Consider the following 16,234-nt stretch of genomic DNA (forward strand, 5'->3'; position numbering starts at 1 on the left):
ATGAGTCAGACGAATACGACCCTGACGATCAGCAGCCGGAACTATTCGTCGTGGTCCATGCGCGGCTGGCTGCTTGCCAGGCTCGCGGGGCTCGAATTCGACACGGTGACGGTGCCGCTCGACGACGCGGCCACGCGCGCCGAGCTGCTGCTGCTCTCGCCTTCCATCCTCGTTCCCTGCCTGCGCCACGACGGCATCACGGTCTGGGACACGCTCGCGATCTGCGAATACCTCAACGAGATCCAGCCGCAGGCGCAGCTGCTGCCCGCGGACCGCACGGCGCGCGCGCACTGCCGCTCCGTGTGCGGGGAAATGCATTCGGGCTTCAGCGCATTGCGCTCCGCCCTGCCGATGAACCTGCGCGGCCATTTCCCGAACTTTCGCGTCTGGTCGCGCGCGCAGGACGATATCGGGCGCATCGTGACGATCTGGCGCGAATGCCTGCAGAAGTATGGCGGCCCCTGGCTCTTTGGCGAGATCGGCGCGGCGGACGCGATGTATGCGCCCGTCGTCACGCGCCTGCTCACCTATGACGTGCCGATCGACCCCGACATCGGCGACTACTGCATGCGCGTGCTCAAGCAGCCTTATGTTGCGGAATGGATCGCGGCAGCCCAGTCGGAGACCGAGGACATCGACGAACTGGATATGGAATTCTGAGCGTCGCCGCGCACCAGCATCGGGCATGAGGGCTTGCGCTCGCAGGTCCGGCACCGGCATGGAAGTTGCATTGACCCCATGCAGCCCGATCACCGAACAGTATGAAGAAGCGCGAAGCAACACGAACCATCGCGCGCAAAGAACAGCGAACGGAAAAAACGAGCATGACGCAAACAGTCTTCAACGAGATGTTCGAGTACGGGGAGTTCGACGTTCGAGGCCTGGCCGCCGCGACGTTCGCGCAGGCCGGCGAGCCGCGCGCCCACTACCGCGAATTCTTCGCCTGGATGCGCGGCCAGAGCGAGCACCAGATGCTCAAGAAGCGCACCGAAGCCGATGCCATCTTCCGGCGCGTGGGCATCACCTTCGCCGTGTATGGCGAAAAGGACGAAACGGGCGCGGGCACCGAGCGCACGATCCCCTTCGACGTGATCCCGCGTATCTTCCAGCGCCAGGAGTGGAACACGCTCGAGCGAGGCTTGCGCCAGCGCGTGAACGCGCTCAACCGCTTCCTCCACGACATCTATCACGAGCAGGAGATCGTGAAGCGCGGCATCGTGCCCGCCGACCAGATCTTCCGCAACGCGCAGTATCGCCCCGAGATGCAGGGCGTAAACGTCGCGCACGACATCTATGCGCATATCGCGGGCATCGATATCGTGCGCGCCGGCGAAGGCGAGTTCTACGTGCTGGAGGACAACCTGCGCGTGCCCTCCGGCGTCTCGTACATGCTGGAAAACCGCAAGATGATGATGCGGCTCTTTCCCGATCTGTTCGTGCGCAACCGCGTGGCGCCCGTCGCGCATTACCCCGACCTGCTGCTCGACACGCTGCGCGCCGCCGCGCCTTCGGGCTCGGACAATCCCACGGTCGTGCTGCTCACGCCGGGCATGTACAACTCGGCGTACTTCGAGCACGCGTTCCTCGCGCAGCAAATGGGCATCGAACTCGTGGAAGGCCAGGACCTGTTCGTCGAGAACGACCACCTCTATATGCGCACCACGCAGGGTCCGCAGCGCGTGGACGTGATCTACCGGCGCGTGGACGACGACTTTCTCGATCCGCTCGTGTTCCGCTCCGACTCGGCGCTCGGCGCGGCGGGCCTCATGAACGTCTACCGCAAGGGCAACGTGACGCTGTGCAACGCGGTGGGCACGGGCGTGGCCGACGACAAGTCGATCTACCCCTACGTGCCCGACATGGTGCGCTTCTATCTGGGCGAGGAGCCGCTGCTCAAGAACGTGCCCACGTGGATGTGCCGCAAGGCCGACGACCTGCACTACGTGCTCGACCATCTGCCCGAGCTGGTCGTGAAGGAAACGCACGGCGCGGGCGGCTACGGCATGCTGATCGGCCCCGCTGCCACGCGCGCCGAGATCGAGGCGTTTCGCGCGGCGCTCGTCGCCAACCCGGACAAGTACATCGCGCAGCCCACGCTCTCGCTTTCCACCTGCCCGACGTGGGTCGAGACAGGCGTCGCGCCGCGCCACATCGACCTGCGCCCATTCGTGCTCTCGGGCAAGGAAGTCCGCATGGTGCCGGGCGGGCTCACGCGGGTCGCGCTGCGCGAGGGCTCGCTCGTGGTCAATTCCTCGCAGGGCGGCGGCACGAAGGACACCTGGGTGCTCGAGCGCTGAGCCGGCGCATCGACGAACGCAAGCGGCGCGTGGACGTTCACGGCCGCAAAGACGAAGCCGAGATCACGCGATGAACGAAGCGCAACTTGTCGATGACAGGCGTCGCCAGCGCGAACGGATAGCCGTCGGGCATGCCGAGGCTGCGGTTCAGGCTGTTGAGCGCGTAAGTGAGCGGAAACCACCGAGCCATGAGGCTGTCGAAGCTCGCCTCGTCCACCGGCGTCTGGTCGATGAGCGTGGGCTCGTCGGGGCTGTCGGGCAAGAGCGCGAGGCCGCAGGCCGTCGCCGTGTCGAGCGTATCGACGATATGCAGGTAATGCGCCCATGTCTCGGCCCAGTCCTCCAACGGATGCACCGACGCATACGCGCTCACGTGGCGCGCGGCCCAGTCGGGCGCGGGGCCGTCGGCGTAATGCGCGGCGAGCGCTTGGGCATAGTCGGCGCGCTCGTCGCCGAAACGGCGGCGAAACGGTTCGAGCCAGCGCCCCGACGGTTCCTGCGCGATGAGACGGTCGAAATAGTAGTGGCCGACCTCGTGGCGGAAATGCCCCAGCATGGTGCGATACGGCTCGTGCAGCGACACGCGCGTGCGCTCGCGATGCGCGTCGTCGGCCTCGGCGATGTTCATGGTGATGAGGCCGTGATCGTGGCCCGTCATGATCGGCCGGCCATCGCCCGTTTCTTCGAGAAACTCGAATTGCAGGCCCTGTTCCGGGTCTTCGGTGCGCGTGACGAGCGGCAGGCCGAGCGCCCCCAGCGTGTAGAGCAGGCGTCGCTTGGCCGTCTCGAGGCGATACCAGTAAAGGCGGTTCTCGGGCCGCGAGAGGTTGGGGATCGTGCGCGTGAACTGGCAGGCGCGGCACAGCGTGTCTTCGGAATCGGCCGGGATCATGCCGTTGCAGACGTTCTCGACCGCGTAGTTGTGGCATTGGCGAAAGAGCGCACCCTGAGCCCGCGGATTCAGGCTGCGCCAGCGGCCCTCGCCCGCATCCTCGAACGCGTGCATCTCGCCTGCGTGCGGCACGTAGCCGAGGCGCGCCTCGCAACGCTCGCAGCGCTCGTTCTCGAAAAACACCAGCTGATTGCAGTGGTCGCAATGAAAGGTCTTCATGGCCGCATTCCTGTGATGGCCGCGCGGGACGCAGCGCTTCGCGCAGCACGCGGCGTGCCGCGCTCGCGCATGAGCGCTGTCGTCACCGCGGCTGTCACATCCTGCACTCGCGCCATGCGCATCATAGGCGCGCTGCGCCGTGCGCCGCTTGCGCCTTTTCCGCCGTTCCATCCACGTCGATCGAGGAGTCGGGTGTGTCCATCCGTGTCGCGTTAAACCATGTCACGCAGTATCGCTATGACCGGCTCGTGCGCCTCGCGCCTCACGTGGTGCGCCTGCGCCCCGTGCCGCACTGCCGCACGCCCATCCTCTCGTACTCGATGCGCGTGGAGCCCGCCGGTCATTTCGTCAACTGGCAGCAGGACCCGTTCGCCAACTATCAGGCGCGGCTCGCGTTTCCCGAGCCGACGCGCGAATTCCGCGTCACCATCGATCTGGTCGCGGAAATGGCGGTCTACAACCCGTTCGACTTTTTTCTGGAACCGAGCGCCGAGCGCTTTCCGTTCGTGTACGCGCCGGAGCTGGCCGCGGAGCTTGCGCCGTATCTGGCGCACAGCGAGCCGACGCCGCGCTTCGCGGCGTTCGTCGAGTCGATCGATCGCACGCCGCGCGTGACCATCGACTTCCTCGTCGATCTGAACCAGCGCCTGCAACGCGAGATCGGCTACCTGATCCGCATGGAGCCGGGCGTGCAGACGCCCGAGGAGACGCTGGAAAAAGGCTCCGGCTCGTGCCGCGACACGGGCTGGCTGCTCGTGCAGACGCTGCGTCAGCTCGGCCTGGCGGCGCGCTTCGTGTCGGGCTACCTGCTGCAGCTCACGCCCGACGTCAAGGCAATCGACGGCCCGCGCGGCGCCGAAGCCGACTTCACCGACCTGCACGCCTGGTGCGAGGTCTATCTGCCTGGCGCGGGCTGGATCGGGCTCGATCCGACCTCGGGCCTGCTCGCGGGCGAAGGCCATATTCCGGTGGCATGCACCCCGGAGCCCGGCAGCGCCGCGCCGATCGCGGGCGCGCTCGACGAATGCGAAGTCGAGTTTTCGCACTCGATGTCGATTTCGCGCGTACTCGAAACGCCGCGCGTGACGAAGCCCTACACCGAAGCGCAATGGGCCGATATGCACGCCATGGGTGTCCAGGTGGACGCCGCGCTCGCCGGCCAGGACGTGCGCCTCACGATGGGCGGCGAGCCGACCTTCGTGGCGGCGGGCGACCGCGACGCGCCCGAATGGAACACCGACGCGCTCGGCCCGACCAAGCGCCGCTACGCCATCGCGCTGATGGACAAGCTGCGGGCGCACTATGGCGCGCTGGGCTTTCTGCATATCGGCCAGGGCAAGTGGTATCCGGGCGAGCAGTTGCCGCGCTGGGCGCTTTCGCTCTTTTGGCGCGCGGACGGCGAGCCCTGCTGGCGCGATCCCGCGCTCTTCGCCGACGAGCGCTCGCCGACCCATCACACGGCGCAGGATGCGCAGCGCTTCATCGCCCACCTCGCCGCGAAGCTCGCGGTCGATCCCCAGCACGTGCAGGCGGGCTACGAGGACACCTGGTATTACCTGTGGCGCGAGCGCCGCCTGCCCGTGAACGTCGATCCGTTCGACTCGCGCCTCGACGACGAGCTCGAACGCACGCGGCTGCGCCGCGTGTTCGACGCGGGCCTCGATGCCGTGACCGGCTACGTGCTGCCGCTCGCATGCGAGCGCGGCGGGGCCCCGGCGGGCCAACCCGGGTTGCGGGGTCCGCGCTGGATGAGCGGCCCGTGGTTCTTCCGCGACGAGCGCATGTACCTGATTCCCGGCGACTCGCCGATGGGCTATCGCTTGCCGCTCGATTCGCTGCCGTGGGTCGCGGCGGGCGACTACCCGTGGCAGCACGCGCGCGATCCGTTCGCTGCGCCGGCGCCGCTGCGCAGCGCGGCCGAGTTGCGCATGCAGTACGCGGCGGGCTTCGACGAAGCTGCGAAGGCGGCGACTGGGGAAAGCGCGGGAAGCGCCGCCTACGCGGAAGGCGCGGGCAGCACCGGCGAACTCCATGCAAACCGCTACCCCGAGCGCGGCGAATCCGCCGCCTGGGTCCACCGCACGGCACTGTGCGTCGAAGTACGCGACCCGGCGCGCGCCGCAGGGCCGAAAGCCGAAGCCGCATCGTTCGGCCGCGCGCAGGGCCAGTTGCACGTCTTCATGCCGCCGCTCGCCGAACTCGACGACTATCTCGACCTGCTGGCCGCCGTCGAAGCCACCGCCGCCGACCTCGCGCTGCCCGTCGTGATCGAAGGCTATCCGCCGCCGCGCGACGCGCGCCTGAAAATGCTCCAGGTCACGCCCGACCCCGGCGTGATCGAGGTGAACATTCACCCGTCGTCGAACTGGGACGAACTGGTCGAGCGCACCGAATTCCTCTATCAGGCCGCGCACGAAACCCTGCTCTCCACCGAGAAGTTCATGCTCGACGGCCGCCACACGGGCACAGGCGGCGGCAATCACCTCGTGCTCGGCGGCGCCACGCCGGCGGACAGCCCGTTCCTGCGCCGCCCCGACCTGCTCGCGAGCCTCGTGGCCTACTGGCACAACCATCCGTCGCTGTCGTATCTGTTCTCGGGCCTCTTCATCGGACCGACGAGCCAGGCGCCGCGCGTGGACGAAGCGCGCAACGATCAGGTCTACGAACTGGAAGTCGCGTTCGCCGAGATCCAGCGTCAGGTCGATCTGCTGCGTGGCTTCGGAAGCCCGTTCGACGGCGGCCCGCGCGTGCCGCCGTGGCTCATCGACCGCACGCTGCGCAACATCCTCATCGACGTGACCGGCAACACGCATCGCGCCGAGTTCTGCATCGACAAGCTCTACTCGCCCGACGGCCCGACCGGGCGCCTGGGCCTGCTCGAGCTGCGCGGCTTCGAAATGCCGCCGCACGCGCGCATGAGCCTCGCGCAGCAACTGCTGCTGCGCGCGCTCGTCGCGCGCTTCTGGAAGACGCCGTACACGCAGCGCCTCACGCGCTGGGGCACCGAGCTGCACGACCGCTTCATGCTCTCGACCTTCGTGCAGATGGACTTCGACGACGTGCTCGCCGAAACGTCGGCTGCAGGATTCGCGCTCGACCCCGCCTGGTTCGCGCCGCACTTCGAATTCCGCTTCCCGCTGGTGGGCGAGCTGCAGACGAGCGGCATCGCGCTTTCGGTGCGCCATGCGCTCGAACCATGGCACGTGATGGGCGAAGAAGGCGGGGCGGGCACCACGGTGCGTTACGTCGATTCGTCGGTGGAGCGGCTCGAAGTGCGCGTGCTCGGCATCAACGAAAGCCGCCACGTCGTGACCGTGAACGGCCGCGCGCTGCCGCTGCAGCCCACCGGGCGCGTGAGCGAGAGCGTGGCGGGCGTGCGCTTTCGCGCGTGGCAGCAGGCGGCGTCGCTGCATCCCACCATCGGTGTGCACGCGCCGCTCACGATCGATATCGTCGACACCTGGAGCGCGCGCGCGATCGGCGGATGCCAGTATCATGTTGCGCATCCGGGCGGCCGCAATTATCAGACGTTTCCGGTCAACGCCTACGAGGCCGAGAGCCGGCGGCGCGCACGCTTCTTCACGACCGGCCACACGCCGGGGCCCGTGGAAGCGGCGCCGCCCGAGCGCAGCCTCGAATTTCCGTTCACACTGGATCTACGCCGCGGCTAATTGCGGCCGATAACCCGACAAGAGCCCTAACCGAAGGCGCGCCTCACGAACGAGGCGCGCTGCCACGACCCACGATCTTGCCGACCCAATCCACCCTTCCGTTCGATTCCTCCGCCGGCGACGACGAGGCGTACGCGCCGCTGCGCACGCTGCCAGTGCGCGCCGGGCACTGGGACGAACTGCAAACGGCAGAAGGCGAGCTGCGCGAGCCGTGGCGGCAGTTTTTCGGGCTGCTCGGCAAGCCGGGCGTGGCGGGATTCGACGGCGCCGCGGCGTCGGTCGCGCGCCAGGTGCGGGAAAACGACATCACCTATAACGTCTACGCGGACCCGGGCGGACCGCGGCCGTGGGCGCTCGACGTGCTGCCGTTCATCATCGACGAGGCCGAATGGGCGCAGATCGAGCGCGGCGCCGCGCAGCGCGCGCGCCTGCTCAACGAGATCGTCGCCGACATCTACGGGCCGCAAACGCTGCTCGCGCGCGGCCTGCTGCCGCCCGCGCTGGTGTTCGGCCACCCGGGCTACCTGCGCGCCGTGAAAGGCTTCGTGCCGCCCGGCCGCCAGTATCTGCAGATCGTCGCGCTCGACCTCGCGCGCGCGCCTGAAGGCCAGTGGACCGTCGTCTCGCACCGCGCGGAAGCGCCCTCGGGACTCGGCTATCTGCTGGAAAACCGCCTGATCGTCTCGAGCCTCTTCGCCGAGCCGTTTCGCACCCTGCGGGTGCACCGTCTCGCGCCGTCCTATTCGCAGCTCGTCGCCACGCTCGCCGCGGCCGCGCGCGCGATCATGAGCGCCGACGAGCGCAGCGTGAGCGGCGCGTCTGCGCATATCGTGCTGCTCACGCCGGGGCCCTTTAGCGAGACCTACTTCGAGCACGTGTTCCTCGCGCGCTACCTCGGCCTCACGCTCGTCGAGGGTAAGGACCTCACAGTGCGCGACGACATGCTGTACCTGAAAACGCTCGACGGCCTGGAGCGCGTGCACGCCGTGCTGCGGCGCCTCGACGATACCTTCTGCGACCCGGTCGAGCTTCGCGCCGCCTCGACCATCGGCGTGCCGGGCCTGCTGCAGGTCATGCGCGCGGGCAACGTGATGGTCTCGAACGTGCCCGGCGCGGGCTTCGTCGAATCGCCTGCGCTGCACGGCTTCATGCCCGGCATCGCGCAGGCGCTGCTCGGCGAGGAGCTTGCGCTGCCGGGCATCGCGACATGGTGGTGCGGCGAAGACGCGGCCTGGCGCGATGCGCTCGCGCAGGTGCCCGAGGCGCTGCTCGTGCCGACGTGGCCGGGCGCGGCGAATGCGTCGTCCGAGCCGCCCGCGGTGCCGGGACTGGCCGCCGGCCTGCAAACGCTCGCCGACTGGCGCGAGCGCATCGAGCAGTTGCCCGACGCCTTCACGGTCCAGCAGCCGCTGCGCTACAGCTATACGCCGCGCTACGAGACCGGTGCGGGCATGCTCGGCGCGCGGCCTGCCGTGCTGCGCGTCTACGCAATCGCCGACCAGGAATGCGGCTGGCGTGTGCTGCCTGGCGGCTTCACGCGCCTTGCCGCCGAACATCAGGAATCCGTATCGATGCAGATGGGCGGCAGCAGCGTGGATACCTGGGTGCTGTCGAGCCAGCCCGGTTCGACCTTCACGCTCTTGCCGAGCCCGATCAAGCCCGGCGAGCTGCGCCGCGAGCGCCGCCGCGTGCCGAGCCGCGCGGCGGAAAACCTGTTCTGGGCGGGGCGTTATGGCGAGCGCGCCGAAAATGGCGTGCGCCTGTGCCGGCTGATTCTCGGTTCGCTCGAAGGCAGCGACGCAGAAGAGTTGTTCGACACCTTCATCGAACTGGCCGCCGCCAACGGGCTCGTGCCCTCAGCGGTCAGCGAAGCCCGGCGCAGCCTCGACGACTTCGAGCGCGTGCTCGTGGCCAATCTGCACGAAAATGCGGGCGCAACGGGAATCGGCCGCACGCTCGCGAGCCAGGCGTACGCATGCGGCGAAATTCGCGGCCGGCTGTCGAACGACCATTGGCGCACCGTGCTTGCCTCGCGCAACGACTTCCGCGATGCGCTTCATGCGCTTTCGCTCGTGCCGGCGGCTGCGCGTCAAGGAGCGGCGATCGAATTCAGGCGCCCCACGCCGTACGACCGCATGGCGCTGATGGGCGCGCTCGATGCGCTCGCCACGCAATTGAGCGCCATCAGCGGCTGCCAGGGCGACCGCATGACCCGCGACGAAGCCTGGCGCCTGCTGTTCGCGGGGCGCCATATCGAACGCGTGGCCGCGATGGCCACCATCCTCCGCATCGCCGCGCACGAACGCACGCTCGCCACGCCCGCGGGCTTCGACGTGCTGCTGCAACTGTTCGACAGCACGCTCACGTATCGCTCGCTGTATCCGGGGCGCCTCGAGGTGCCCGCCCTGCTCGACGTGATCGTGACCGACCCGACCAATCCTCGCGGCCTGTACGGCGTCTATGCGCGGCTGCGCGCGCGGCTCGACGAAATCGCCGAGGCGGCGCGCGGTCCAAAGCGCGAGCCGTTCGCTTCGCAACTCGCGCCCGTCGAGGCGCTGCCGACGCTGGAGGCGATTTGCGAGCCCGGCGGCGACGGCCGCTACCCTGCGCTCACCGCACTGTGCGACAGTCTCGCCGAGCGGATGGCCGCGATGTCGAACGAGATCAGCGCGCGCTGGTTCAGCCACGCCGCGCCGCTCGCCGCGCAGGTCTGGTCATGAACGGCACGCGCCTCGCGGTCACGCACCGCACGACCTACCGCTATTCGACGCTCGTCGAGACCGCGCAGCATCTCGCGACCATCCGCCCGCTCGACCTTCCCTGGCAGCGCGTGCTCGCACACCGCGAGCGTATCGAACCCGCGCCGTCGTATCAGACGAGCCGCCGCGACGCCTTCGGCAACGAGGTCCTCTATTTCTCGTTCGACGCGCCGCACGACTACCTGCGGATGACGAGTGAAACGAACGTGCTGCTCACGCCGCGCTACGCGACGCTCGACGCTCACGGCACGCCAGCCTGGGAAGACGTCGCGCATACGCTGCGTTACACGGCGGGCGGCGCTTTCCATGCGGAGTCGGAGTTCTGCTTCGCCTCGCCGAATATCGCCTTGCTGCCCGAACTGCGCGCCTACGCGCTGGAGAGTTTCGCGCCCGGCGCCCCCGTTCTGGCCGGCGCGATCGATCTGATGCATCGCATCCACGCCGATTTCGCGTACCGCCCCTCGGCCACGTCGTTCGACACGCCCGCCGCGCGCGCATTCGAACTGCGCCATGGCGTGTGTCAGGATTTCGCCCAGGTGATGATCGGCTGCCTGCGCTCGATCGGGCTCGCCGCGCGCTACGTGAGCGGCTATCTGCGCAACGATCCGCCCGAAGGCGCTCAACCGATGATCGGCGCGGACGCCTCGCATGCGTGGGTGTCGCTCTACGTGCCTTCGGCGCCGCCTGCCCCGTGTGCTGGCTGGATCGATCTCGATCCGACCAACGACGTGCTCGCCGACCAGGGCCACGTGACACTCGCCATCGGCCGCGATTACACCGACGTGTCGCTGCTGCGCGGCGTCATTCTTGGCGGGGGCGCGCACCGGGTGGACGTGGCGGTCCATGTGAGCGCAGATTGAAGGCTGCGCCCAGACCCGGCGTCGAAGCGGCGCAACGCCTGCCGGCGAATGAGGCCGGGTCATTACGTAAGACTAAAAGCGCGGCTGAATGCAGGCGCGCGCGAAACCCACGCGCCTGCATGGCATTTCGGGTTACGGCGCGATCGGTTTGCCGCTCGCGTCCTTGACCTTCTCCTTCCATTGCGACTTGATTTCGCTGACCACTGACTCCGGCAGCGAGATGTAGTCGAGGCTATCGGCGGCGGACGAGCCGTTCTTGAAGGCCCAGTCGAAGAACTTGAGCGTTTCCTTGCCCTGGTCCGGCTTGTCCTGCGCGGTGTGCAGCAGCACGAAGGTCGCGCCGACCACCGGCCATGCGTCCTTGCCCGGCTCGTTCGTGAGGATCTGGTAGAACGACTTCTTCCAGTCCGCGCCGGCGGCGGCTGCCTTGAACGTTTCGGTGTCCGGCTGAACAACTGCGCCCGCTTCGTTCTTCATCGCGGCGTAGACCATGTGGTTCTGCTTGGCGTACGCCCACTCGACGTAGCCGATCGCGCCCGGCAGACGCTGCACGAAGGCGGCGACGCCGTCGTTGCCCTTGCCGCCCGTGCCCGTCGGCCAGTTCACGGTCGTGCCTTCGCCGACCTTGCTCTTCCACTCGGGGTTGACCTTCGAGAGGTAGTTCGTCCAGATGAAGCTGGTGCCCGAACCGTCGGCGCGGCGCACCACGGCGATGTCGAGGTCAGGCAGTTTGACCTTCGGGTTCAGTGCGGCGATGGCCGGATCGTTCCACTTCTTGATCTTGCCGAGGTAGATGTCGCCGAGCACCGGGCCCGACAGCGTGATTTCGCCGGCCCTGATACCCGGCACGTTGATCGCCGGCACCACGCCGCCGACCACCGTCGGGAACTGGAACAGGCCGTCCTTGGCCAGTTGGTCGTCCTTCAGCGGAGCATCGGAGCCCGCGAAGTCGACAGTCCTGGCCTGGATCTGCTTGATGCCGCCCGACGAACCAATGCCCTGGTAATTCACCTTGCCGCCGCCCGACTTTTGATAGGCATCCGCCCATTTCGTGTAGATCGGTGCTGCGAAGGTGCTGCCCGCGCCGGTGATATCCGCAGCCTGGGCGATGCCCGTGCCCAACGCGAGAATGACAATCGCAAATAGACTGAGTCTCATCCCGTACTCCTTAAAATCGTTCTTGATGCGCTGGACGTTACGTTCGCAATGTGACGATTGGGTGACGCTGCAATCGATCGCAAAAGAGAGCTTATGGATGCCGACGTCACCATTCAGGGGGCGTGTTAGCAAGGACTCCCTGAATACATTCGAAGGCGGATCGCGGCACGTGCGGAATGTCGGTATAAACGGTATATACTATTTATACCGTTTTCAGACCGGAGATCGACATGACTGTAGCGACCACACGCAAAGCCACAAAGAAGGCGTTCCACTTCCCGAAGTCCGCGGCCCCCGCGGAAGAGCAAAGCGAAGCAGCAAAGCCCGCCGCGCAAGCGCAAGCGGCGGTCAAGGCCAAACGCAAAAAGGCCGTACCCAAAGCGGCGGCGATACCCACTGGCGGCGCTGCAGAGGCGCCGGCTCCTGCAGCCGCCCCCGCCGAAAAGGTCAAGGCCAGGCGCGTCAAGAAAGACAAGGTCGTGCGTGACAGCTTCACGATGCCCAAGACGGATTACCAGCGCATCGCACTCCTCAAACGCAAGTGCCTGGAAGCCGGCGTTGAGGTGAGAAAGAGCGAGCTGCTGCGCGCCGGTCTTCAAATGCTGGAAGCGGCCCCGCAGAAGCGGCTGCTGGCTGCGATCGAAGCGCTTGAAACCGTCAAGACGGGCCGTCCGGCCAAAGGCGACGAAAACGGGTGATGCGCGCGAGGCGCTGATGATGATGGGCTTGGGGCGTCTGCCAGTGGAAGGCGATGCATCCGGATTGAACGCCGTAGGCGTTCGATCGCTCGCCGCGTGGGCCGTGGTGTTACTTCCTGCGCCGCTGATTGATCAGCCGCACGATATCGCTCGTGGGGCCGCTCGTGATCAGGCGCGGGATGTCGTCGAGGTGGACCCATCGACACCTGGCGATCTCGCTGCTCGGCCGCGCTTTGGCCTGCCTCGGTATTTCGCAGGAAAAGACGTGGTGGTGCTTCTGCTTGCCGCGAATGTCGAACAGGTACCTGGCCGACTTGCCGAGGAGGCGGGTCTCCTCCTTGAGCTCTCGAAGCGCGGTCTCCGTAAGTTGCTCACCGCGCTTCAACATGCCGCCCGGCAGTGCCCACTTCGACTGACTGCGTGCTACCAGGAGAATTCGCTTGCCTCTACGACAGATCACGGTGGCCCGTTTCTTCAACTCGAACTCCCACTTCGTTCCCGGAGGGCGCTTCTCGATGCATCCGCATAGCAACGCCTGACGTAGGTAAGCATCGTAATACAGAAAAGCAGAAGGTCAACCTGCTGGCAACGCAAAGGCTGTCAACTTGTCAGAATTTGCGCAATTCATCAAATCGTCACAAAGATCGGGTTGCCGGGCGCCCCTATGGTATGGTTTGGGCCAACCCGTTTTTTGTCAGACTCGAGGCTGAAATGGATATGGACGGTGACTGGCCGCTGCCACGGCCGCGCACTCGCTTCAGAATCGACCGGCACCGCTGCGGTGCCTCACTTACCAGCAAGACCTCCATCGCCAGCACCTTCTCATCATTGGCCATGCCAGTGGTCATCGAGGTGGTGCAAAGAACACAATCTCTCGCGACGGAAGTCGACCCCGAAGCGTTTCATCAGCTTCGCGTGGCCTTCAGGAAACTTCGTGCCTTGTATTGGGCATACTCGCCCTGGCTCGGCGAGGAAGCCACCGCGCACGCCAGCGAAGAATTCAAGCGCCTGGCCGCCGTGGCGGGCGGAACGCGCGACTGGGACATCGCCGGCGATCTCCTCAAAACCGCGCAGAAGTCGGACGCGTCCATCGAACGGCTCGTGAGCGCCGCGCGCGAGAAGCGCGCGCAAGCGGTGGCGCATAGCCAGACCATGATCAAGAGCGACGCCGTCGAGGCATTTCTGAACGACGCCATGATGCGCGCGCAAACCACACTGCAGTCGTGTTGCAATGATCTTCCGATCCGCGCGTTTGCCAGGCGGCGAGTCCGTATGGCGCAGCGCACGCTTCGAAAGCGCAGCAGACGCGCGGCGCGAAGCGAGGCCGGACACGAGGAAAATCTCCATGACGTGCGCAAGGCCGGAAAAAAACTGCGCTATCTGCTCGAGTTTTTTCAACCCGTTATCAAAGGCGAGCACGAGCGAACCATCAAGGAGCTGACGGCCGTGCAAAAGACGCTGGGGGAGTTCAACGACATTGCCGCGAGCGAGACCCTGATCCGCAACACGAGTTTCGACGAGGTTCCTGCCGACGTCGTCGAGAAGTCGCTGCAATGGTTAGAAAGAGAAAAGTGCCAGCGAATAGACCTGGCCTCGCGAAAGGTGAAAGCCATTTCCGATTGACCCAGCGCCGCCTGCAATCACTGGCAGGTCACGACGCTAACGGGCAAGTTCTCACTCGCCGTGCCGAGCCGCTCGCGCGATGCGGTGGTAATGGAACCGCCAGGCGGTATGCATTCCGATTGCCCCATTCCCCCGCCCTCCATTTGCGGCGCGCCGTTGTTGAACGACTGCCACGTGATGATGACCGGCGCACCGCAGTTGTTGATCAAGTCGGTGTAGTCGACGCCCAGCTTGGCGTTCTTCCCGCGATATTCCCGGTCGACGCAGTCTGTCGAAAGCTCGCTCGGCTCGAAGCGCGCCGAGGCCGTAGGCGCCGCGCGATCGCCCGCAGCGCTGGCCGTGACATGCGCAAGAAAGATCACGAGAAGGACTGCAAGTTGGCTGTTAGCCAGGTTGCGGGAAGCTGTCATTTCTTCACCTCGCTTTCGGCTGCCGATCACCGTCAGTTAGCTTCCCGCAGAAGCAGGCGTCAAGCGTCAGGCGCTGTATTGCGTGGGCAAACAGACAGTATCGCCCACGAACCCCCGGCCTTTTACTAAGGAATTCGAAATGACTGGCCTCTCACAAGGCTTGCACCTGCACTGCGGGTCCGGGCGAGCCGCCCACGCTCGGAGCGATCACGAGATATCTGCGGTGGTCGGTCACGCCCGGCGTGCCGGGCGCGACGACCTGTCGAATCTGGCCCAGCGTGTTGACGATCGCCGAACCCGCCGGGTTGGTCCTGAAGCTCGCAAGGACGTCGATGCGGCCGCTGCCGTCGGCGTGATCCGAAAGGCCGAGGAAGTACGGCTGGCCCGCCTGCAATCCCGTTACTGCAGCCTGCAGCACCTGCAGCAATCCCTGATCGAACAACGCCACTGAAGTGGGCGCAGCGCCATGACCGGCTTCGGCGCCACCCACCGGAACCAGCATGACGTGCGTTGCCTCGCCCGCCGCGCCGAGCGGCTGCGTGTTGGCCGTCCCGTCGCCGTCCGGCACGGCGTCGGGCACGTAGGCCACGGCTTGCGGCGCCTGGCCGACCGGCACCGTGGCGATGACCTTGTTGGTCAGCGTGTCGATTGCCGTCATCGCGTCGCCGTTTTCGAGGCCCACGTAGACACGCGTGCCGTCGCCGGATGGCCAGATGCCGTGCGGCAGGCTGCCAACCGCAATGGTCGCCACCTGCGAAAAGTCGTCGGTCCGGAACACCTTGATCTGGTTCAGGCCGCCCACCGTCACGTACGCAAACATGCCGTGGGCGTTCTGCACGATGTTCACATGATTGGTGATCGGCCCCGTGTCGAGCGTTTTCAGCAGCGCAAACGGCGCTCGGGCGTCGAACACCTGCGTCTTGCCCACGTCCTTCAGCGTGAACCAGACCTGCCGGCCATCCGGTGTCGCCGCGATGTTCGGGCAGAACGGGCTCGCCTGCGCGACGCGGGCCACGATCTTGTGATCGGCTATCGAAACGACATCGGTCTCCGGGTTGAACGACGAACAGATATACCCGTACTTTCCATCGGGCGAGAAGATCTGCATGCCGGGCCCGGCTGGCACGACAATGCGCGTCTTCTCTTCGAAAGTCTTGCCGTCGAGCACATCGACGTAATTCTCGCCGCGCACGGTCACCCACACTTCGTTGCCGTCGGGCGTGAAGAAGGCCTCGTGCGGGGAGCGGCCCACATAGGTCACGTGCTTGACCGCATTGGTTTGCGTATCGATGAAGGTCACCGAGTTCGAGCCGATGGAGACAATGGCCAATGTGCGGTGATCGGGCGAAAAGCCCATCCCGTGCACAAGCAACTGGCCGTGATAGAGCGGGCTGAAGTTGGCCGGGGCCGGTTCGCCGAGACGGATGACACCGACCAGACGATTGGCTGCGGGATCGATGATCGACACGGTGTTCGAAAACTGATCAGACGAATAAACGCGGTCCCGATGGCTCACCGGAATATCGGCGGCCGCCAGCGAGCCGGGGACCTGCCCCGCCTCGGCGAGCGTTGCGGCGGCAAGCGCAGCGGCGCTCAAGGCCGCGCCAAGCATGGCGATGGATTTCATGACTTTGTCTCCTGCGTCCT

At 66.3% G+C, this 16,234-nt stretch carries 12 protein-coding genes; 7 read left to right on the top strand and 5 right to left on the bottom strand.

Annotated elements, in window-relative coordinates; genetic code table 11:
* Entirely contained in the window at positions 1-660 is a 660-nt protein-coding gene (locus tag C7411_RS27885; protein ID WP_110388864.1) for a glutathione S-transferase family protein, read from the top strand.
* A 188-nt stretch (positions 661-848) separates the two neighbouring features.
* The gene (locus C7411_RS27890; RefSeq protein WP_373682776.1) at positions 849-2,297 is read left to right on the top strand and encodes a circularly permuted type 2 ATP-grasp protein; all 1,449 of its coding nucleotides are present in this window, start codon (positions 849-851) and stop codon (positions 2,295-2,297) included.
* Positions 2,298-2,334: 37 nt separating this feature from the next.
* Here the strand turns inward: C7411_RS27890 and C7411_RS27895 are convergent, their stop codons facing one another.
* Complete coding sequence (locus C7411_RS27895) at positions 2,335-3,408, bottom strand: zinc-binding metallopeptidase family protein (RefSeq protein WP_110388865.1); 1,074 nt, start codon at positions 3,406-3,408, stop codon at positions 2,335-2,337.
* Between the two features lie 194 nt (positions 3,409-3,602).
* Between C7411_RS27895 and C7411_RS27900 the strand changes: the two genes are divergently transcribed.
* The 3 genes from C7411_RS27900 (at position 3,603) to C7411_RS27910 (ending at position 10,698) form a co-directional block, all read left to right on the top strand.
* A complete protein-coding gene (locus C7411_RS27900; RefSeq protein ID WP_110388866.1) occupies positions 3,603-7,079 on the top strand; it encodes a transglutaminase family protein in 3,477 nt (1,158 codons plus the stop codon).
* Between the two features lie 77 nt (positions 7,080-7,156).
* Positions 7,157-9,799, top strand: a complete 2,643-nt coding sequence (locus C7411_RS27905; RefSeq protein ID WP_110388867.1) for a circularly permuted type 2 ATP-grasp protein — start codon at positions 7,157-7,159, stop codon at positions 9,797-9,799.
* Positions 9,796-10,698, top strand: coding sequence for a transglutaminase family protein (locus tag C7411_RS27910; protein WP_110388868.1), 903 nt, complete (start codon positions 9,796-9,798; stop codon positions 10,696-10,698). Before C7411_RS27905 ends, C7411_RS27910 begins: the two co-directional genes overlap by 4 nt.
* 132 nt (positions 10,699-10,830) lie before the next feature.
* On the opposite strand, the gene pstS is transcribed toward C7411_RS27910, so the two are convergent.
* On the bottom strand, positions 10,831-11,856 hold the full coding sequence (gene pstS / locus C7411_RS27915; protein ID WP_116603296.1) for a phosphate ABC transporter substrate-binding protein PstS: 1,026 nt from the start codon (positions 11,854-11,856) through the stop codon (positions 10,831-10,833).
* A 230-nt stretch (positions 11,857-12,086) separates the two neighbouring features.
* Here pstS and C7411_RS27920 point away from each other — a divergent pair, with 230 nt between their 5' ends.
* Complete coding sequence (locus tag C7411_RS27920; RefSeq protein WP_110387785.1) at positions 12,087-12,554, top strand: hypothetical protein; 468 nt, start codon at positions 12,087-12,089, stop codon at positions 12,552-12,554.
* A 109-nt stretch (positions 12,555-12,663) separates the two neighbouring features.
* Here the strand turns inward: C7411_RS27920 and C7411_RS27925 are convergent, their stop codons facing one another.
* The gene (locus C7411_RS27925; protein ID WP_110387786.1) at positions 12,664-13,032 is read right to left on the bottom strand and encodes an NUDIX hydrolase; all 369 of its coding nucleotides are present in this window, start codon (positions 13,030-13,032) and stop codon (positions 12,664-12,666) included.
* 233 nt (positions 13,033-13,265) lie between these two features.
* Between C7411_RS27925 and C7411_RS27930 the strand changes: the two genes are divergently transcribed.
* Complete coding sequence (locus tag C7411_RS27930) at positions 13,266-14,177, top strand: CHAD domain-containing protein (protein ID WP_110387787.1); 912 nt, start codon at positions 13,266-13,268, stop codon at positions 14,175-14,177.
* A 17-nt stretch (positions 14,178-14,194) separates the two neighbouring features.
* Here C7411_RS27930 and C7411_RS27935 read toward each other — a convergent pair whose 3' ends face one another.
* Both C7411_RS27935 and C7411_RS27940 read right to left on the bottom strand, forming a co-directional pair.
* Entirely contained in the window at positions 14,195-14,587 is a 393-nt protein-coding gene (locus tag C7411_RS27935; protein ID WP_110856916.1) for a hypothetical protein, read from the bottom strand.
* 151 nt (positions 14,588-14,738) lie between these two features.
* Complete coding sequence (locus C7411_RS27940) at positions 14,739-16,214, bottom strand: YncE family protein (RefSeq protein ID WP_110387789.1); 1,476 nt, start codon at positions 16,212-16,214, stop codon at positions 14,739-14,741.
* Between the last annotated feature and the right edge of the window lie 20 nt (positions 16,215-16,234).

Origin of the sequence: Paraburkholderia silvatlantica, from assembly GCF_003096715.1 — a bacterium.
GTDB lineage: Bacteria > Pseudomonadota > Gammaproteobacteria > Burkholderiales > Burkholderiaceae > Paraburkholderia > Paraburkholderia silvatlantica.

Coding starts and splice junctions, on each gene's coding strand:
- C7411_RS27885 (WP_110388864.1), top strand. CDS start 1: ATGAGTCAGACGAATACGACCCTGACGATCAGCAGCCGGAACTATTCG.
- C7411_RS27890 (WP_373682776.1), top strand. CDS start 849: ATGTTCGAGTACGGGGAGTTCGACGTTCGAGGCCTGGCCGCCGCGACG.
- C7411_RS27895 (WP_110388865.1), bottom strand. CDS start 3,408: ATGAAGACCTTTCATTGCGACCACTGCAATCAGCTGGTGTTTTTCGAG.
- C7411_RS27910 (WP_110388868.1), top strand. CDS start 9,796: ATGAACGGCACGCGCCTCGCGGTCACGCACCGCACGACCTACCGCTAT.
- pstS (WP_116603296.1), bottom strand. CDS start 11,856: ATGAGACTCAGTCTATTTGCGATTGTCATTCTCGCGTTGGGCACGGGC.
- C7411_RS27920 (WP_110387785.1), top strand. CDS start 12,087: ATGACTGTAGCGACCACACGCAAAGCCACAAAGAAGGCGTTCCACTTC.
- C7411_RS27930 (WP_110387787.1), top strand. CDS start 13,266: ATGGATATGGACGGTGACTGGCCGCTGCCACGGCCGCGCACTCGCTTC.
- C7411_RS27935 (WP_110856916.1), bottom strand. CDS start 14,587: ATGACAGCTTCCCGCAACCTGGCTAACAGCCAACTTGCAGTCCTTCTC.
- C7411_RS27940 (WP_110387789.1), bottom strand. CDS start 16,214: ATGAAATCCATCGCCATGCTTGGCGCGGCCTTGAGCGCCGCTGCGCTT.